15 protein-coding genes are annotated in these 20668 nt (G+C 36.6%); 13 read left to right on the forward strand and 2 right to left on the reverse strand.

What is annotated here, in order from left to right; all coding sequences use genetic code 11:
- Window positions 1–53 precede the first annotated feature (53 nt).
- From tsaB to MT391_RS01200, 5 genes are all read left to right on the forward strand, one after another.
- Complete coding sequence (tsaB, locus tag MT391_RS01180; RefSeq protein ID WP_499496671.1) at window positions 54–791, forward strand: tRNA (adenosine(37)-N6)-threonylcarbamoyltransferase complex dimerization subunit type 1 TsaB; 738 nt, start codon at window positions 54–56, stop codon at window positions 789–791.
- Window positions 792–859: 68 nt separating this feature from the next.
- Window positions 860–1171, forward strand: coding sequence for a hypothetical protein (locus MT391_RS01185; RefSeq protein ID WP_499496672.1), 312 nt, complete (start codon window positions 860–862; stop codon window positions 1169–1171).
- Window positions 1172–1264: 93 nt separating this feature from the next.
- Complete coding sequence (locus MT391_RS01190) at window positions 1265–2077, forward strand: hypothetical protein (protein WP_499496673.1); 813 nt, start codon at window positions 1265–1267, stop codon at window positions 2075–2077.
- A 235-nt stretch (window positions 2078–2312) separates the two neighbouring features.
- On the forward strand, window positions 2313–3323 hold the full coding sequence (pyrD, locus tag MT391_RS01195; protein ID WP_499496674.1) for a quinone-dependent dihydroorotate dehydrogenase: 1011 nt from the start codon (window positions 2313–2315) through the stop codon (window positions 3321–3323).
- A gap of 223 nt (window positions 3324–3546) precedes the next feature.
- Window positions 3547–4101 carry a cell division protein ZapC domain-containing protein gene (locus MT391_RS01200; protein ID WP_499496675.1) on the forward strand — a complete coding sequence of 185 codons (555 nt, stop codon included), beginning with the start codon at window positions 3547–3549 and terminating at the stop codon, window positions 4099–4101.
- 160 nt (window positions 4102–4261) lie between these two features.
- On the opposite strand, the gene MT391_RS01205 is transcribed toward MT391_RS01200, so the two are convergent.
- Window positions 4262–4543 carry a peptidylprolyl isomerase gene (locus tag MT391_RS01205; protein WP_166372907.1) on the reverse strand — a complete coding sequence of 94 codons (282 nt, stop codon included), beginning with the start codon at window positions 4541–4543 and terminating at the stop codon, window positions 4262–4264.
- Between the two features lie 236 nt (window positions 4544–4779).
- On the opposite strand from MT391_RS01205, the gene htpX reads away from it, so the two are divergent.
- From htpX to MT391_RS01235, 6 genes are all read left to right on the forward strand, one after another.
- Window positions 4780–5652, forward strand: a complete 873-nt coding sequence (htpX, locus tag MT391_RS01210) for a protease HtpX (RefSeq protein WP_166372908.1) — start codon at window positions 4780–4782, stop codon at window positions 5650–5652.
- Between the two features lie 224 nt (window positions 5653–5876).
- On the forward strand, window positions 5877–6854 hold the full coding sequence (locus MT391_RS01215; protein ID WP_499496676.1) for an ABC transporter substrate-binding protein: 978 nt from the start codon (window positions 5877–5879) through the stop codon (window positions 6852–6854).
- Window positions 6847–9375 (forward strand): putative bifunctional diguanylate cyclase/phosphodiesterase, encoded by a 2529-nt coding sequence (locus tag MT391_RS01220; RefSeq protein WP_499496677.1) that lies wholly within the window; start codon window positions 6847–6849, stop codon window positions 9373–9375. The genes MT391_RS01215 and MT391_RS01220 overlap by 8 nt, the downstream gene beginning before the upstream one ends.
- Window positions 9375–11093, forward strand: a complete 1719-nt coding sequence (locus MT391_RS01225) for an autotransporter assembly complex protein TamA (protein WP_499496678.1) — start codon at window positions 9375–9377, stop codon at window positions 11091–11093. The genes MT391_RS01220 and MT391_RS01225 overlap by 1 nt, the downstream gene beginning before the upstream one ends.
- On the forward strand, window positions 11090–15040 hold the full coding sequence (locus tag MT391_RS01230; protein WP_499496679.1) for a translocation/assembly module TamB domain-containing protein: 3951 nt from the start codon (window positions 11090–11092) through the stop codon (window positions 15038–15040). The genes MT391_RS01225 and MT391_RS01230 overlap by 4 nt, the downstream gene beginning before the upstream one ends.
- Window positions 15041–15795: 755 nt before the next feature.
- The gene (locus MT391_RS01235; RefSeq protein WP_166372913.1) at window positions 15796–16677 is read left to right on the forward strand and encodes an NAD(P)-dependent oxidoreductase; all 882 of its coding nucleotides are present in this window, start codon (window positions 15796–15798) and stop codon (window positions 16675–16677) included.
- A 756-nt stretch (window positions 16678–17433) separates the two neighbouring features.
- Here MT391_RS01235 and MT391_RS01240 read toward each other — a convergent pair.
- The gene (locus MT391_RS01240; protein ID WP_499496680.1) at window positions 17434–18588 is read right to left on the reverse strand and encodes a zinc ABC transporter substrate-binding protein; all 1155 of its coding nucleotides are present in this window, start codon (window positions 18586–18588) and stop codon (window positions 17434–17436) included.
- A gap of 230 nt (window positions 18589–18818) precedes the next feature.
- Here MT391_RS01240 and znuC point away from each other — a divergent pair, with 230 nt between their 5' ends.
- Both znuC and MT391_RS01250 read left to right on the forward strand, forming a co-directional pair.
- Window positions 18819–19610: a zinc ABC transporter ATP-binding protein ZnuC gene (gene znuC / locus MT391_RS01245; protein WP_166372915.1), complete on the forward strand. Its 792-nt coding sequence runs from the start codon at window positions 18819–18821 to the stop codon at window positions 19608–19610.
- Window positions 19606–20388: an iron chelate uptake ABC transporter family permease subunit gene (locus MT391_RS01250; protein ID WP_499439804.1), complete on the forward strand. Its 783-nt coding sequence runs from the start codon at window positions 19606–19608 to the stop codon at window positions 20386–20388. Before znuC ends, MT391_RS01250 begins: the two co-directional genes overlap by 5 nt.
- Window positions 20389–20668: the final 280 nt, after the last annotated feature.

A 20668-nucleotide genomic window follows, 5' to 3' on the forward strand; every position in this document is an offset into this window, starting at 1 on the left:
GTTATTTAACCGTAACGCCGGACACTTTTTCATATTCATTAAATAGGCAATTTATGTCATCTTTATACAATATTCTGTGCATTGATTCTTCAACAGAAGCATGTTCGGTTGCAGTGTCAACTAAACAGGCAACCATTTTTCAACGCTTTATGCTGGCTCCTCGCGAACATACTCAACGAATATTACCAACCGTTGATGAGGTGATTAAAGAGGCAAACTTATCCTTAGCAGATATTGATGTAATTGCTTATGGGCAAGGTCCAGGGAGTTTTACTGGCGTTAGAATTGGAATCAGTATCGCCCAAGGACTGGCATTTGGCCTAGAAAAGAAAATGGTAGGTGTTTCAACGTTACAAGCAATGGCTCAGGAAGCATTAACGCTTAGTTCGAGTGAGCAAGCAAACACAACAGTTGAACATATTTATGCGGCTATTGATGCTCGTATGGGCGAAGTGTATTTTGCTCATTACCTAAATGTAAATGGCATCATGGAATTACAGGGCAAAGAAACGGTAGTGAAACCACTGGACTTGATCAATTCGATGTCTGAAACAGGTCAATCTATTCAACAAAATAGCTTATTAGTCGGTACTGGATGGGCGGCATATCCTGAGTTATTAAACGCATTTCAAGCCTGTCATGTTTCTGATGTTTTATACCCTAATGCAGCATTCATGTTGCAATCTGCTTGTGAATTAATCGCTGATAATGCTGCAGTGCATCCTGAAAATGCAACACCGGTCTATTTACGTGACACTGTGACGTGGAAAAAACTACCAGGTCGTGAATAATTGTCTATAATGCAACTATAAAAGTTCAGATAGAAATAACATCCACTTAGAGGTAGTTCTAATAACCTATGGCCATTTATAATAATGTTGCAATGACAAATAACCCAATTAACCCAATTAACATTGGTAAATTGTCGCAGGTTAAAAAAAATGAAAATACGCCACCCGTTAGCGAAATTAGTCCTGTCTCTAAGAAAGCTGATTCAACTGAGTTTTCTTTAGTCCTTTCTTCAGAACAACAACAGTCGATCAATGACACCATCGGTTATGACCAGCCAAGTGCTAAAGGGCGTGGTGCATTAGATGCATACCATCAAGTAGCGACACAAGAAAAACGAGAACAAGTGATTGATAGCATGAGCTTTCATTTTGTAGTTTAACTAACGTTATCCAGTATTAACTACCGCTAAATTGAACCTTAAATTTATATCACAGTCTATCAACTCCACTATTTATAATCTCTTAGGTAAATTATGTTGCGTCATTTTATACTGTCACTTACTTTATTATTTGCTATCTCTCCCTTTAAATCTTTTGCTGAGACTTACCCTATTTCACTTTCACTGGCGCAAATCGATGTGCTAGCGACTTTAATTTGGGAAAATGAAGGTGCAGGCAAAAAGGAGCATCTTACGGTATGGAATAGAAATGAAGATTTCCCTTCGATGGGGATCGGGCATTTTATTTGGTACCCAACGGTAAAAAAAGGGCCATACATCGAACAATTCCCCGCTTTACTTGATTATATTACTAGCAATGCCGTCCCCGTACCTAAGTGGTTAATTAACGCAAAAACAGCTCCTTGGAAAACAAGAGAAGAATTTTATCGTGAGTTTAACAATGAAAAACTGACTCAATTAAGACAATTAATGCAAGATACTGCTGCATTACAAGCTCAGTTTATTATTCAACGCTTAGAAAAGGGTATTCCTGCGATCTTAGCGAATAGCACTAAACAACAAAGAGTTAAAATAAATCAAAGTTTAAACGCATTAAAAGCAACACCTGAAGGTATTTTTGTTTTATTAGATTATATTAATTTTAAGGGCGAGGGCACTTCCGATAAGGAAAAATATCAAGGTCAAGGCTGGGGCTTAAAACAAGTTTTGTTAGCGATGCCTGAAAAAACAGATAATGTCTTACGTAGCTTTGCTTTGGCTGCTGATGAAATGCTTACAAGACGTGTTAAAAATGCACCTAGAGATGAGCTAATGTGGTTAAAAGGATGGAGAGTACGTATTCATCATTATCCCTCATTAAACATTACCACTAGTAACATTCAATAATGTAATCGAATTTTAGCAAGCAATTGATCTGATTAAATATTCTTGGTATTAATGCCAAGAGTTGCTGATTGTTCCTTGCAACTTATCAATAATTTCCTCTTTATTAATGCAACAGTTGACAGTATTAACTTTCTGATTTCATCCTTTTGTCATTATTTGAGTGTTGATTTTTCCATTTTTTCTATACAATAATAAAAATTTCATTAATAAATACCCACTAATACAAGGTCCTATTATGTTATATCGAGTTATGCGCAGTTTATTATTCAAAATGAATCCAGAAAAAGCGCACGATCTTTCAATTAAGCAGCTCAAATTAACGCACGGTACATTATTAGATCTTCTATACCGCCAAAAAGTACAACATCGCCCAGTGCAAGTAATGGGATTAACGTTTCCTAATTCACTTGGCCTTGCTGCTGGTCTTGATAAAAATGCTGAATGTATTGATGCCTTTGGTGCAATGGGTTTCGGTCATATTGAGGTGGGGACGGTGACGCCAGTTGGTCAACCTGGAAACCCTTCTCCTCGTATGTTCCGTGTATTAGAAGGTGAGGGGATCATCAACCGTATGGGGTTTAATAATGACGGTGTAGATAATCTCATTGAAAATGTAAAAAATAGCAATTTTAAAGGTGTGATTGGCATAAACATTGGTAAAAATATTAATACGCCAGTGGAACAGGGCAAGCAGGATTATTTGCTGTGTATGGATAAAGTTTACGCACACGCAGGTTATATCGCAGTCAATATTTCATCTCCAAATACACCGGGATTACGTTCTTTACAATATGGTGAAGCATTAGACGATTTATTAGATTCATTGAAAACACGCCAACAAGAACTTTCGGAAAAACATGGTAAATATGTACCTATTGCATTGAAAGTAGCGCCAGACTTAAGTGACGAAGAAATTGAATCTATCGCTCAATCATTATTGAAATACAAAATAGATGGGTTAATTGCAACCAACACAACCTTAGACCGTGAAATGGTTAAAGGTATGTCGCATGCGTCGGAAGCAGGTGGTTTGAGTGGAAGACCGGTACAAAGTAAAAGTACTGCCGTGATAGCTAAATTTGCACAACATCTTAATGGCCAAATTCCAATCATTGGTGTTGGCGGTATCGATAGCGTTATCGCAGCAAAAGAAAAAATTAATGCCGGTGCAAGCTTGGTGCAAATTTATTCAGGTTTTATTTATCAAGGCCCACCATTAGTTAAAAATATCGTTAACTATATTTAAAATAAGGCCATCAAGTAAACGCCATAATCATGTTGCTAAGCGATTAAAAACAGCAACGTGATATATCTTCGACTCTTGAAATAAGAGTCATTGCCCCAAGTATTTAACATTACTTTATTATTGGCGCGTTATTAATGTTACTTTATTAATACTACTTTATTAGTGGGCTTTACCTTTTTATATATAAGGTTAAGTGATAGTTATAGAACATGAGGAGAAAGTAATGGATTATATTCCAAAAGCAGAATGGCAATGGGTCTTTGACCTGCAACAGGGGAAGTTATCTGTTGTAGACCGTGAGCGAACTTTCCCCATTGTTTACGAATCGAATATGTTACGTTTAAGAGAAAGCCAAGTGTTGTCGTTTACCGTTGATGATGTGTCGCGTTATATTGAATTATTTGAAAGTGAATCATTAAGTCACTTTGAAGAGTCTCTGCGTTGTAAGATAATCTTACATTTAATCGCGATAGATCTGTTTCATAAACCAATGATGCCTAAAAGTTGGTTATTTCAAACATCAGAACATCAACAAACTCAATATAATAACGGTGAGTTAGCCATGTTAACAACCTCTGGTATACCTGAGTCTGCTAAGTATATGGTATTAGAACAACAGGATAACTTTTGTTTATGCATGCTATTTGATGAAATACATAATTTTTCTAATGGAAAAATATTCAAACAATTCCAAATTATTAAAGTCACCGCTGATAAATTAACGCCATGTTTAGAATCGCAACCACAGGAATGGCTTTCGTTTCAAAATGCAGGCTAACCTTGCTGCTAACTTTTCATTTTAATTTTGCAATAAAAAAACCGCTTATAAAGCGGTTTTTTGTTAATGCTTACTATTTTTTATTAATGGTTACTATTTGAGTTCACTCTATTTGGCTTATAAAAAACTAAGCGAAATAAATCACTTCAAAGGTTAATCATTAATCGTTACGTTTAGTTACTTCTAATAAATGGTAACCAAATTGTGTTTTAACTGGACCTTGTACTTCACCCACTGGCGCACTGAATACAACTTTATCAAATTCAGGAACCATCATACCTGGACCAAATTCACCTAAATCACCACCTTGTGCACCTGATGGGCAAGATGAATGCTGTTTGGCAATTGAAGCAAAATCAGTACCTGCTTCGATTTCATTTTTTAATGTTAAGCATTGTTCTTCAGAGCTAACTAATATGTGACGTGCTTGAGCTAAAGCCATGGTAATTCCTTAAATGGTATAAAAGAGCATGATTGTAACGGCAGAAGATATAAGGTGCAAATGTCAGTGGTCAGAGTAATGTGTTTTTTATAAATTATATTGGTTTTATTACTTGCATAATGAAAATAAAGTCATATTATGTCAAAAAGATTGTTATTTATTGCTCACTTATCACGCGTAAGTAACATCAACAAAAGCCACTGTTCGTGGCGTATTATTTATTAATTGAGGTCAGCATGAAACGTATTGCATTATTTTTATTAACTAACTTAGCCGTTATATTAGTGTTAGGTATTGTATTAAGTATTGTTTTTTCAGTTACTGGCATGGACTCTCGAAGTATCGGTGGGTTATTGGTGCTAGCAACCGTATTTGGTTTTGGTGGTTCTTTCATCTCATTAGCTATGTCCAAGTGGATGGCAAAGCGAAGTACAGGTGCTGTCGTTATTACTTCCCCTAGTAATGATACTGAACGTTGGTTACTAGAAACAGTAACAAAACAAGCTAAACAAGCGGGTATTAAAACACCTGAAGTGGCAATTTATAACGCACAGGATATGAATGCCTTTGCCACCGGAATGAAAAAGAATGATGCGTTAGTAGCAGTTAGTACTGGCTTGTTACAGCAAATGACACGTGATGAAGCCGAAGCCGTTTTAGCCCATGAAGTTAGTCATGTAGCAAATGGAGATATGGTAACGCTTGCGTTAATCCAAGGCGTAGTTAACACCTTTGTTATTTTCCTAGCACGCGTTATAGGTGGGTTAATTGACAATGCGATGCGTAATAACAATGAAAATTCAGGACATGGTTTCTCTTATTACATCATTGTATTTATATTAGAGATGGTATTTGGTGTACTTGCAAGCACGATTGTTATGTACTATTCACGTCAACGTGAGTTTAAAGCTGATTCAGGCTCTGCTTCACTGGTCGGTAAAAATAAGATGATTGCCGCATTACAAAAATTACAAAGAACATCAGAGCCACAGCTAGAGGGTAGCTTAATGGCATTTGGTATATCGGGTAAAAAGAAAAGAAGTTTATTTATGTCACACCCTCCCTTAGAAGATCGTATTAAAGCATTACAAAATAGTCAGATGATGTAACTTTATGAAGGGTATTAAAATATGGAGGTAGGAAGATATTAAAGGTGTAAGGAGAATGCTGCGCTAGGTACATTTAGACCTGTCATTAGTTGATTACACCGGTAGTTAATTTTTTGTATTTTGATCCGCAACCCGTATTTATAGCGCGTAACTTGTTACGCGCTATTTTTTTATCTGTTTTACTGTAAAATCAATGCTCTCCTAATTAATCTGATGTACTCGTTATGAATATCTATATCGACAAATGCCTAAAAATTGTCAGTTCTCTATGCCTTACTCTGTTTATAGTGGCATGTACTCCGTATCAAAAGCCGCTGACTATTGGTGCTGCACCTTGGCCAAATTTCGAGTTTGCTTTTTTGGCCGGTGAACTTGGCTATCTAGATAAAGATAAATATTCATTACTTGAACTGACTTCCCCTACTAGTGTCATTCAAGCTTTTCAGACAGCTAAACTCGATGTTGCTTTCCTTTCATTGGATGAAGTTTTAACACTAGTCGCTTTAGGAATCGATTTAAAAATAGTCTCAGTTATTGACCGTTCTAGAGGCGGGGACGCGTTAATGGCAAAGCCTGAAATTAAAACACTGGAACAATTAAAATGGCATTCTATTGGTTATGAAAACAAAGCAGCAGGTGCTTTGCTATTAGATAAAGTTTTTTCGTTAACAGAGTTAAATAATCAAACAGTACAACTCTTTGAAGTCAAACAAAATGAGCTTAAAGATGCTTATCTACGAGGCGATATAGATGCCTTAATTGTTAAAGAGCCGGTAAAACAACAATTACTAGCATTGGGCGCAAGAGAACTTATTAACTCTAAATCCTTAAGTTTACCTATTATTAATCTTATGGTCGTCCGGGGTAATTTGGACCAAGAAAAAGAAGTGCAAATAACACACTTTCTAAAACAGTTTTACCGTGCTCAAGCATTCTATGAAGAGCATACAGCGGAGGCTTTAGCCAGTATGTCAGTAAGGTTACAACTATATCCTTATATTCTAAAAAATGCCTTTGCGAATACGCATTTTATTCCTCCCAAAGAGGCGTTAATGTTCTTATCTGGTTCGCCTTCAAATATGCAATTGAGAGCAGAAGAATTAAGTAAGTTGATGAGTGATAGAAGGATGTTAAGTCAAATACAAACAAACCTAGCCACGCTAATATCAACACGTATCTTAGAGCAGGCAATTTATGAATAAAATTCGTAGAGTTTCACTATTAATTATATTGCCCGCAATATTTCTAAGCATATTTTTTGTTTTTCAAACAATGGTCTTTATTCAAGATTTTCGTCAAAGTCAAGACCAGCTATATGTTGAAGCAGAGCAAGATATCAAAGGCTTAGCTGGGCAATTACAAACTTCACTGTCCAATGCGTTAATGCGCCTTGAAAAGGCGCGTGCGCAAGATTTTGTATCCACCGCTGCATTAAATGAGAACGTACAAACAGTCGCAGTGGTAGACAAAAATCAACAAATTATTCTCAGTAATAACTTCCGTGAAAAATACATGTTTTCAAAACTACAACTTGAACGTTATGAAGGTGCCGTATTAAATCGTGTTATTAATGATAATGAAATAGTAGTCAAATACTTCAAACAAAGTAAAGAGTTAGTGGTTTATGCCCCTTTACAGATGATCTCTAAAGGTAACAGCTTAAACCGTAAATTTAATGGCATTATTTTTATACGCTATTCTTTAGAGAGTGCCTACAGTGAGCTAGCACACAGTAAACTCATTGAACTCATTAAGCAGTGCGCCTTATTATTGCTGACGGTTAGCTTATCCGTATATTCACTCAATCGATTGGTGATAGTGCCACTTAAACGCCTTGTAAATGAGATGCGTAGCTATGACTTAACAAGCCTGTCTGAATTAACTGAAAAAGGTGTTGGCGAAATAGGTTTTTTACAGCGTGCTTTTTCTGAATTAATTGTCGGTGTGTCCGATAACATGAACGAACTAGCGGGTAGTGAGCAACGTTTATTATATGCACTTAGAGGCGCACGAGACGGGGTATGGGACTGGGACATCAAACAGGATCAGGTCTTTTTTTCCAACCGTTGGAAAGAGATACTAGGCTATCAACCAGAAGATATAAAAGCAGACATTATAGAATGGGAAACTCGTATTCATGAGGATGACCTTTACAACGTGTTTAATGATTTTTGTGAGCATTTTGTTGGTCGAGATTCATTTTTTGAAAACTCCCATCGAATCCGCTGCAAAAATGGTGAATACCGTTGGGTATTAACGCGAGGTCAAACGGTATCATGGGATAACAAAGGCAACCCTTTACGTGTGATCGGTACTATGACTGATGTTTCGGCCTACAAGGTGTTGCATACCTCTATTAAATATCAGGCACAGTATGATGAAGTAACTGAATTTCCGAATAGAACAGGTTTAATCACTCATATTTCAGATGAAAATATCAGACAGCAAAACAATGGATTATTTGGTGCGTTAATAGTCATTGATGCCCAACAGTTTTCAGCGATTAATGAGCTTGATGGTAATCACAAAGGAGAACAATTATTAAGTTTAATTGCCAGACGATTAGAAAAACTCATTAGTGTGCCTGATTATGTTGCACGTCTTCGAGGTTGTGAGTTTGTCGTCGTCTTATCTGATTTACACTCAGACCGTGAACATGCGGCTCAAATATCAATGCGCTTTGCTGAGCAAATAGCATTAACACTCAAACAGCCGTTTAATTTAACCAGTGAAAAGTTAACCTTAAAATTTGCCTACGGTATTACACATTTCCCAAGTGAAGGATTGCAAGCTGAAGACATACTTCGCCAAGCAGCAATGGCAATGAAAACAGCGCAAGATAACCCTTTAAGTAATATTAGCTTTTTTGCAAAAGCAATAGAGGAAAAAATTAATCGTACACATCAATTACAAAGCAAAATACGTCAAGGATTGGATAACAATGAGTTTACGCTTTGCTTTCAACCTCGTACTAACAGTAATGGCAAATTAGTTGGGGCAGAAGCCCTTTGCCGTTGGTATCAAGGTAATAACACTTGGGTTGAACCCGCAGATTTTATCCCTGTAGCAGAAGAGTCTGATTTGATTATTCCCCTAGGAGAGTGGGTTCTTCTAAATGCGTTTACTCAATTGAAGCATTGGGTTAAAACCGGATTACCGCAATATTTCAAAACTTTATCACTCAACGTGAGTCCTAAACAATTATTACAAGACAACTTTATTGAGACCATTGAACAATATTTATTACAAACAGGCGTGGATCCAAGCTTGATTGAAATAGAGATTACTGAGACAGTGTTAGTTTCTAATACTGAATTGATTATCAATAAATTACATGAGTTACGCCGACTTGGTTTTCGATTCGCTATCGATGACTTTGGTACTGGTTATTCCTCATTTCAATACTTAAGTATATTACCGGTTTCAGCACTCAAAATTGACCAATCTTTTATTGTTAATTTGATGCAACAACACAGTCAACAACTGATTGTGACCGCTATTATTAATATGGGTAAATCCCTTAATCTAGAGGTTGTGGCTGAAGGGGTTGAAACACAGCAACAACTGGACTTTTTGATCGATAAAGGGTGCAGTCAGTTCCAAGGGTATCTGGTAAGTGCACCGTTAACGACCATCGATTTCCAAAAATTATTAAATAGTAGGAAAGACAAAGAAACTAAATTGCAAAATTCGACAATCAAACATGAGAAGCCTAATAGTTAATGAAAAATATTTATAAACTCTATTTATGCTGTTTACTAAGTCTTGTTTCAAGCAACGTAGTTGCAAATGTAAGTTTCGAGATAAAAGGCATTAAAGACAATAAAGCCAGTGCAAATTTAAAAGTTTTTTTAAATGGCCTATCGGTACCTGACAACGCCGATGATGAGACCTATTTGAATGAAGTCGTTGTAACAGGTAAAGAGAGTTTAGTGGCATTAGGGTATTACCAAGCAAAAATCACTCCTTCAGTGACTGGCGATGAGAAAAAGCAAACCGTTACCGTCGATGTAGATCTTGGTACTCGTACCACCATTTCAGCGGTTGATTTACGTATTACAGGTGAAGCATTACACGATAAAAACTTCCAGCAACTAATGCTTAACTTTCCGATCAAGGAAGGTGACTTTTTAGATCACGGTGAATACGAATCTGCTAAAAGTCGTGCTAGAAGCCTAGCGTTACGCTATGGTTTTTTTGATGCCAAATATACTAAGTCTGCAGTTGAAGTCACCCAAAAAAACAATACCGCAATCATCCATTTGTGGTTTGAAAGCGGTAAGCGTTATCAGTTTGGAGATTTAATTTTTGACCTAGAAACGCCCGCTAAAGAGTTTGTTAAATCATTACTTAATTTTAAACAAGGTGACCCATTTGATACGGGAATATTAAATGCTTTCAATCAAGACCTTAACGATACTGGATATTTTAAAAGCATCACCATTTTACCCGACATACGAAAAAAGCAAGGTCGATTGATTCCTTTGCACGTATTAACTTATATGCAACCAGAGGATTCATTTAATGCAGGTTTAGGGTTTAGCACCGATGAAGGTGTGCGAGGTAAATTTCGTTGGACACGTCCATGGATCAATCAATATGGTCATTCATTTGAAACAAATATTACCGCTTCAGTCCCTAAACAGGAAGCGTCTGCCACCTATAAAATCCCCTTAGAAGATCCGCTTTATAACTACTTTTCAATTCAAGCCGGTTATAAAGTGCTGGATCAAAACGATACCGATACTGAACAGACTGTAGTTGGTTTTAATCGTAATTGGCGTTTAGATAATGATTGGTTGCGTACTATTTATCTTCGATTTGATAATGAGTCCGGTACCCAGGGTCAACAGGAGTTCTCTACCTCATTAGTTTTGCCTGGTGTTAGTTTTAGCCGAATTAGAAGTAAAGGTGGAATCAATATCGATTGGGGGGACAAACAGTTAGTATATTTTGAGTTTGCTAATGAAAGTTTATTTTCTACGGCGGATGCGATCAAAGTCTATGGGCAAACTAAATTTATCAGAACCTATAGCGGTCATCAGTTTATTGCATCTGCTGAAGCCGGAGCCATTTTTTCTGATTCAATCTATAACGTGCCTTCATCGATGCGTTTCTTTACAGGTGGGGACCAAAGTATACGGGGTTATGATTACGAAGAAGTGGCCCCAAGGGACTCCGAAGATTATTTGATTGGTGGTTCATACCTTGCGACAGCGAGCCTTGAATATCGTTTTCCAGTCGCACCAAACTGGAAAATTGCTGCATTTTCTGATGTCGGTACAGCAACCGAAGATTTTTCTGAACCTCTTTCAGTAGGCACCGGCGCTGGTGTCGTATGGGCATCGCCCGTTGGTCCTATTCGTTTTTATGTTGCCGTACCATTAACGGATACCGGTGATGCATTCAAGATTCATTTAATGATTGGGCCTGAACTATGAGTTTTCTGTTGTTAAGTAGAAAATATCTCAAACGTATTTTGTTTACTCTTTTTGTTTTCATTATTTTATTACTTTTTGTCACTGGTTTAGGTCTGTTTACACACCAAGGTAATAATTTAATTTTTAATACCATACAAAAATTTGAACCTAGATTAACCATGTCATTAAAGCAAGGCAGTCTTTTTTATTCACCTGTTTATGAAACAATACGCTGGGTCGATGGTGATGCGTTATATGAATTCAAGGATCTTAGTTACGAATTTGATTGGAATTGTCTAATAGAAGAGCTGTGCCTGGAATCATTAACAATCGCAAGCGCAGATATAAATATACCAGAATCAGAAACACCCGCAGAACCAGAAGACCCAAATGCAGAACCATTTGTTTTAGAGTTTCCTCTACGTGTAAATATTAAAGATCTGGCGATTAACAATACCCATGTGAAGGTGGCAGGTGTAGAGGTTGATCTTAAACAGCTATTGTTAAAAGCTGATGGGCAAGATAATAATTTAGCACTAAGTCCCAGTATTAAAGGATTAACGGTAATTTTAGCGGATGCGGAAGTTGATAGCGCAACTAAAAAGAATAACTCCCAAACACGCCAACAACTACTCTCAAGTTTTCCCGCTATTTTAACTGACAAAACGTTACCTGAAATAATCTTACCCGTTAACTTAACGGTTAAACAATTAGACGTGCAGGGTTTTAAACTAATCCAAAACAAAAAATATTTAGTTTCTATTAATCAATTAAACAGCCAATTTACCTTTTTTGGTTCTAAATTAACTATTGAACAGTTTGACCTAGATTTGCCTGAAGCAGATCTAGCCATCTCCGGTGATATTGACCTTAGTCAACGTTATCCGATGGATTTAGCCTTACAAGCAACACTCAAGGAAATTAAAGATCTTCAACCTACAACATTATTAAAAGGCCAACAATTAAAGTTAAACAGTCAAGGCGATTTAGCTGATTTACATTCTTCAATTACGTTGAGCCAATTAATTAATGCAAAAATTGATAGTGCGGTGGATTTATACAGTGAAAACTTACCACATCAATTAACCGTTAAGTGGGATCAATTCAACTGGCCTTTATCCGGCGAGCCTGAAATCTCCAGTAGCAAAGGTTACCTTGCTAGTAAAGGCAACTTGAATAATTACCAATTACAGCTTGATAGTCACCTTAACCTGACAGACTTACCGCCTGCGGATATCAATTTAAAGGGTAAAGGTAATTTACAGTCCTTTGATTTATCAACGTTAATGGTTAAAACATTACAGGGAGACGTACAACTTAACGGGAATTTAAATTGGCTAAGCAACCTTGCGTGGAAGGGTGATTTAAGTATTAATGGCATTAACTTTAATGAATTAAGTAAAGACTACCCAGGTCAATTAAGTGGGCATATTCAACATTCTGTTAGTGTGCCGTTAGCCGACAACAAACAACCAGCTTGGACCTTTAATTTACCTGTTATAGACCTCAATGGCTCCTACCTTAAACGCCCATTAACGATTAAAGGCAAAGCAAGTGGTGATGCGAATCAAGGTTTCAGCATTAATAATCTAGCGATTAACAATGCTGAAAATTCAATGTTAGTGAATGGTAAAGTGGCAGATAAAAATGACCTGAGTATCGATTTGGATATTCAAAACCTAACTAACATTATTGTAGATAGTCGCGGTAAAATCAAAGGCAAGGTTAACTTAGCGGGTAGCATTGATAAAATTGAAATAGACAGTAACTTAGATGTCGAAGACTTAAGTTATTTGGATAACGATATTGAAGCTTTAAGCATTAAAGGGCAAGCAATGCTATCTGATTTGCCTGTGGCTAACCTTGCCATTAACGCCAACAACATTCGAAGCAATGGTCAAAAAATAGATTCAATAAAAATTGATGTTAAACCTAATGCGGTCGCCGATATAAAAGTCCAGCATCAAGTTAATGTCGATTTAAAAAGTAAAATGGTCAACACCGACTTAACAGTGCTTTTTGAACAACAACTTAATACTTGGTCGGCTATTCTAGATAAGGGAGTTATTGAAACGGTACATGGAATTTTAGTGTTAAAGGACCCATTTACAGTTACCACAGAGCAACAAACAATAAATTTAACCCCTCATTGTTGGTTAGCAACTAACAATAACAAAGATCAAAATGGCCAACTTTGTATTAAAAAATTTAGTGCGGGTGAAAACGGTGATATAGAAATTAATATTGATGACTTTTTACTTGCATCATTAACTCCTTTTATTCCCGATACATTAACACTTGAAGGCGCACTTGCTGCAAATGTAGATGTATTTTGGAAAAATAATCAGAAACCAAGTATTGACCTAGAAGTTAACGGTGATGCAATGGCTTTAAATATCAATACTGATAAAAACACCAAAGAAGTTATTCGTTATCCTGTAGAACAATTTCATATTGAAATGAAGACAGGTAAGCAACAAACTGATTTTAGTGTAAAAGCATTATCTGAAGGTCTTATTAACGCAAACGTTGAAGGGTACATAACACCTTATCAGGCAACTCCACAAATCAATGCAACCCTAGATTTATCAGTGCCTGATTTCGACAACTTTGCCATTTTAATTCCACAGGTAGATAGGCTAACAGGGCAGCTACAAGCAGATATTAAAGTTAAAGGAAAACTTGAAAAACCTTCTTTAGCAGGACAGGTATTAATCGCAGATGCATCTGTAAAAGCGCCGAGTGCACCTTTACGAATTACTGATCTAAATGCAAAAGTAGATATAGATGACAATCAAGCAAAAATTGATGGTTATTTTTTCACAAATACTAAAAAGCCAGCTAAGAAAAAATCAAATGTATTACTGGATACCATAGTCGCAATTAAAGACACAGCAGTCAGTACCATTAATATACCGCAACGTATTGCTAACATGCGTAATTCGGATGCAGCTAATAAAGAAACGAATGGGCGTGCTGATATCAATGGTTTGCTCGATTGGAACCAAGATTTGAAAGGTAAAATACACTTCGAAGCCGATCAGATGTTAATTCAAGATTACGGAAAAATTGAGCTTTATGTGAGTCCTAATATTGATGTTATTTTAGATGACCATGTCACTGTAGATGGCGTGATCACCGTTGATAAAGGAAATATTACGGTCAAAGAGTTACCTGAAAGTGCCGTTAGCGTCTCTAAAGATGTGATAGTTATCGATGCCAAAGAAAAAGAGACTAGTGCTGATTTACCGATTAGAATGAAAGTAAAAGTATCATTAGGTGACCAGCTTCGATTAAAAGCAATCGGTTTAGACTCTTATATTCACGGTGATTTAATTGTTAAAAAAGCACTGAAAAAAGAACTGACTGTTAACGGTGAATTGACCTTTTCAGAGGGAAGTTATAAAGCCTTAGCACAACAGTTAGTGTTACAAAATAGTCGTATCGTTTTTCAAGGACAACCGGATGCACCTTATCTCAACATTGAAGCTATACGTGATCCTAATGATACCGAAGACAACGTAACCGCTGGTGTACGAGTAACAGGGACACCACACCAATTGCAGTTAACTATTTTCTCTGAGCCTGCGATGTCGCAACAGAATGCTTTATCTTACATTACTCGAGGTTACTCTATTGCTAATGCTTCAAGTGATAGCAATAACAATCAACTTGCTTCTATATTAATAGATTTAGGGGCAGGCCAAACCGATGGTGTAATGGGTAACATTGGTAAAAGTGTGGGTATTGATGATTTATCACTCGCCTCAAGTGGGCAGGGCGACCAACAATCTGTAGGCATTAAAGGGACTATCGCACCGGGCGTTGAAATCAGCTATGGTGTTGGTGTATTCGACTCATTTACCATTTTTGCTATACGTTATGAATTATTTAAACAGTTTTATATAGAAGCTTCTAGTGGTCTATATCAAGCCGTGGATGCTTATTACGAATGGGATTGGGATTAGTTAGCGTTTTTATAGTTAATGTTAATTGAATCTTGAATTAACATTACAGTCAACTTCATCATCATATGGCTAAAGCTTTCAACTATAACTATTGAGAGCTTTAGCAGTTATATTAACAAAAACGTTACATTGACATCACCTCAAGCTTTTACATTGCATTTATTGCGTCTCATACTATTCCGCTTAATTAAATGGCTAAAAGTTAAATGGTTAAAAGTCAAAAATTAAATGGTCAAAAATTGCGAAGGAAACTCAATGAGGGCAAGGCATTTGAGTAATAGCTAGCTATTGGGATTGAGTACAACGAAGTGTTCATTAATTTTAACCAGTAATATTGATCAGTTTTTATGCGGATTGGTATTTGTTATTACTTGCAAATATGATGATTACAACAACAAGCCGACCTCATCCTAATTTTGCCTTTCACTCTATTTATTTCCGTGTTAACTCTTCACTTCAAGGCCTTGCATTTCTTTACGTTATAATATTCTAGTTTTGGTATCCCTGAAATAATTGCGAGTATTATGTATTTTATCAATGTGTTAAATCACTTTTCGTAGTCTAAATAATGATCTATTCAATTTAAATAATTAGCGCTGGGTAACATAACCAGCAACTAATTAAGTAAATAATCGACTTTATCTACATTTTTGAGTGCTTCGACGTTGCTTATTGTGTAATAGGTCTATATTCTAACCACATCAATTATATAATAATACAAACATACAAATAAATACTATTTAAGGAGTTAGATTATGACTAAACCAGTCATCGGTTTCATCGGACTTGGCCTTATGGGCGGCAACATGGTTGAAAACTTACAAACACGTGGTTTTCAAGTTAATGTAATGGATCTTAATAAAGATGCAGTTGCTGCAGTTATCGCTCGCGGTAATGCAACAGAAGTTGCTACTGGAAAAGAATTAGCAGAAAAAAGTGATATTGTTATGCTTTGTCTTACAACTTCTAAAGTTGTAGAAATGGTTGTTTACGGCGATAACGGTATCCTATCTGGTATTAAAGAAGGTTCTGTATTAGTTGATTTTGGTACTTCTATTCCAGCATCAACTCGTAAAATTGGTGCAGACCTTGCTGCTAAAGGCGCAGGTATGATTGATGCACCACTTGGTCGTACTCCTGCACACGCTAAAGATGGTTTATTAAACATCATGGCTGCTGGTGACTTAGAAACATTTAATAAAGTTAAACCTGTACTTGCAGAACAAGGTGAAAACGTATTCCACCTTGGTGCTTTAGGTGCTGGTCATACAACTAAGTTGATCAATAACTTCATGGGTATGACAACAGTAACAGCAATGTCTCAAGCATTTGCAGTAGCAGATAAAGCGGGTGTTGATCGCCAACAATTGTTCGATATCATGTCGACAGGCCCATCTAACTCACCATTTATGGGCTTTTGTAAAAAATATGCAGTAGATGGCGTAAGTGACTTAGGTTTCTCTATCGCCAATGCAAATAAAGATTTAGGTTATTTCTTAGAAATGGTTAAAGATTTAGGCACTGTTTCTGAAATTGCTGAAGGTACTTCTGCAAATCTGCAAGCGGCAGTTGATGCAGATATGGGTAACGGTAACGTTCCAGAAATCTTTGATTATTTTTTAAAGCTAAACAAATAATACTCAAGAAATATATCACTACCCTTGATATAATGAAGGTTAAAGCAAGCATTATATCAATGTGTTAAATAAATATTTAACAGTACTGTTATTTTTGTGTTGTTCAAGGTTAACGACTCAACCACTAATTAATTATTGGTCGATTGTTAAAGATAAACACTCACATAAGTAGCAGTATTTTTTTGCTTTGCTTATTCTATGTGAGGTTTTATTATCACCGAATAGATTTTCCTTTACAGTTTTCTCAAGTCCCTTCACTGTACTGTTCCATTTGCCTATATCATTTCTATGCCTGATGCATGTCAATTTAATTCCTTATAAATCAGTAAGCATTACAACAAGTAACTTATGTTAATAACTACTTTTTAATACATTAATCCTATTAGTTCATCCATTAATTTAACCATCAACACTCTACATTTCTCTAAATGTAATCATCTGACATCTTACCTTATAGTTGGTTTAGTGACGGGAAATCGCATCTTAATTGGCAGTAGGTGCCTATGTATTTGTAGTACTTAATCAACAATATAGGAGAGGGAAGAGTCATTAATCGTAATGGAATTTGTAACCTTGAAGCATATAGTTTTGCAGTCAATAACGGTGACACATAAAGCTAAAGAGAATCGGTCTTGAATCACTTTGAAAGTTGATCACAAGACCGATTTATCATTAATGTTTATAAGGTAAACGGTAAAATTATTTTGTTAAATATTATTAACATCAGTTTCTTAATTTTAGAACTTACTTAATACCTTATTCAAGACCTTTGACTAAGTCGTCAGCTAAGTTATTCATTAATTCAAAATAAGCATCTGGTCCTGCCGTAATATTCGCACCCAGTGGATCTAAGGTTGCTGTTTTTGCACCAGTATCTTCAATAATGGTAGTAACCAATTTTGATTCAAATTGAGGTTCACTGAATACTGCACGTGCTTTCAAATCACGCACTTTTTTTCGTATCTCAGTAATTCTTTTAGCTCCAGGCTTTCTTTCAGGGTCAATGGTTACAGAACCAACAGCATTTAAGTTATAACTCGTTTCAAAATATTGATATGCAGAATGGAACACTAAGTAAGGAACTGTTTGTATTGGTGCTAGTTTCTGTTGTAATTGTTGATCAAGCTTTGTTATTTTCGCTGTCATTTTCACTGTGTTTATTTCATATTGCTTAGCATTAGCTGGATCTATTTCAATTAACATTTTGCTAGTTTGATCAACAATCTTTTGAGCAATACTAGGTGAAAGCCAGATATGTAGGTCCATAGAACCTTCATGATCATCATGTGCAGCGTGCTCTTCGTGACCGTCGTGGTCGTCATCATGTGCAACATGCTCTTCATGTTCGTCATGGTCATCATCATGTGCTGCATGCTCTTCATGTTCGTCATGGTCATCATCATGTGCTGCATGCTCTTCATGTTCGTCATGATCATCATCATGTGTTGCATGCTCTTCATGTTCGTCAAGATCATCATCATGTGTTGCATGCTCTTTATGATCGTCGTGGTCATCATCATGTGCAGCATGCTCACTATGATCATGCTGTTCCCAGTTTCCAAAGTCTCGTTTTGTCAACAATGACCCAGCTAACTGGTCTGCCAGTTCAAGTTTTTTGGCATCTTTTGCTAAGGTTTTTAATGGCTTATCAAGAAAACTTTCCAGCTCATGACCAACCCAAATAACAAGATCTGCATGTGATAATGTTCTCGCCTCTGATGGGCGCAAAGTATATCCATGTGGTGAACCACTTTTAACGATTAGCTGTGGTGTACCAACTCCTTCCATAACACCACTCACCAGGGAGTGAATCGGTTTAATACTAACAGCAACCTGCGGGCTTTCAACCGCATGTACTGAATGTTGTAGCAGGGCTGTAATCAATATGAATGGGGATAATAATTTTTTCATCTTGCATTCTCTTAAGTAGTTTATGAAATTTGTTATATTATAACGGTACGTGGTGTTATAATATAACGTAATATTTTGTTATAAGATAACATTACTTATTTTTAATTTATATTTTTATTGCACTATTTTCTATTATTAAATAGTCGCTTGTAATAATTAAACAAGAGCAAGTAGTCATTGAGCAGACCAAAATTCACAACTTTATGGCCGAGTAAGGAATAAGAAATCATATGAATAAAGCATTACTTAATTTAAATGCAATTAACCTAGTATTAGGAGAACGAACGCTTTTAGAGAATATCAATTTACAACTAAATCCCGCTGAAATAGTAACCATCGTTGGGCCAAATGGCGCAGGTAAAACATCGCTTTTACGAGTCGCACTTGGATTACAAAAACCAACCTCCGGCACAGTACAGCTTGCTGACAATATAACCATTGGTTATGTGCCTCAAAAAATTCATATTGACCCCACTTTTCCAATGACAGTTAGGCGTTTTTTAGCATTAGCAAAAACAACTCATAAAAAACCGTTTGAAGAATTATTAGCAGAAGTCGGTGCAGAACATATCATTGATGCTCCGTTACACACATTATCAGGCGGTGAACTACAACGTTTGCTGATGGCGCGTGCCTTAATACGTAATCCCAATGTATTAGTGCTTGATGAACCTGTACAAGGTGTTGATGTGCATGGCCAATCTGAACTATATAGCCTTATCAGCCGTGTTCGAACTGAGAGAAACTGTGCCATTTTGATGGTGTCACATGATCTTCATCTTGTCATGTCATCCACAGATAGGGTGCTCTGTTTAAATCAGCATATATGTTGTAGTGGTACGCCTGAAGTCGTTGTTAGTCATCCAGCTTATGCACAGTTGTTTGGAAAGCATGCAGCAAGTCATTTGGCATTGTACGTTCATGAGAAAAGTCACGAACACAACCATGCGCTTACTGAGCATGATCACAGCCACCAACATAACCAATTTTGTGAACATTTAGAGGGTAAAAAAAGTGATTGATGATTTTTTATTAAGAGCTTTAGTAGGGGGAATTGGCGTAGCATTAGTAGCGGGTCCCTTTGGTTCTTTCGTGGTCTGGCGCCGTTTAGCTTATTTTGGAGATACTTTATCTCATTCAGCATTACTAGGCGTTGCATTAGGTTTTATTTTAAATATTAACCTGACACTAGGCATTTTTATTATTTGCCAAACATTGGCGATATTACTTTTTGTTAGCCAATATCAACGTCAATTAACCAGTGATACCTTACTAGGTATCCTTTCACATGGTTCACTTTCTTTGGGGTTAGTCGCCTTAGCGTATATGGATGATGTAAGAATAGATTTGGTTGGGTATCTATTTGGTGACATTCTTGCAATAAGTGCTACCGATCTGTATTGGATTTATGGTGCAGGTGGCGTTGCTCTTTTAGGGTTAATGTGGATTTGGAAGCCTCTGTTATCGATCACCATTCATGAAGATTTAGCGCGAGTTGAAGGGCTTCCAGTGGATCGCACTAATTGGCTTTTCTTAGGCTTGATAGCTTTAACCGTCGCTATCATGATGAAAGTAGTGGGTATGTTATTAGTAACAGCTTTATTGATTATTCCCGCTGCGACCGCACGTCGTTTTGCTAGCACACCGGAAATGATGGCTATATTAGCTATTGTTATTGGTTGCTTTTCGGTGATTGGCGGATTACTTGGTTCTTATTATTACGATACACCATCGGGTCCATCGATTGTGGTCAGTGGTTGTTTATTGTTTTTACTGAGTATTATTATTCCTAGAAAATAATTGCACTTGCACTTTTTATGCGGATCTAGGCTTTAATTCAAGTGCGAATTGAGACTGCTCTATAGCCGTTACTTTTAATCTGAAAATATCAAACTGCAAGGTGCTCAAATAATGGATACCGTTAATGGGCATCAACAGGTATAAGTAACGGGTATAAATATAAGGTGACAGGTGGCGGTTATAGAGTTTCGCTAATCTATATTCAAAGGAATTGATTATTTGTAGCAGTACAGCCATCTCCAAGACGCGCTAGAAAATAGCTTTAGATTATCAATGATTC

It is taken from the genome of Vibrio sp. 1-Bac 57, from assembly GCF_037546855.1.
GTDB lineage: Bacteria > Pseudomonadota > Gammaproteobacteria > Enterobacterales > Psychromonadaceae > Psychromonas.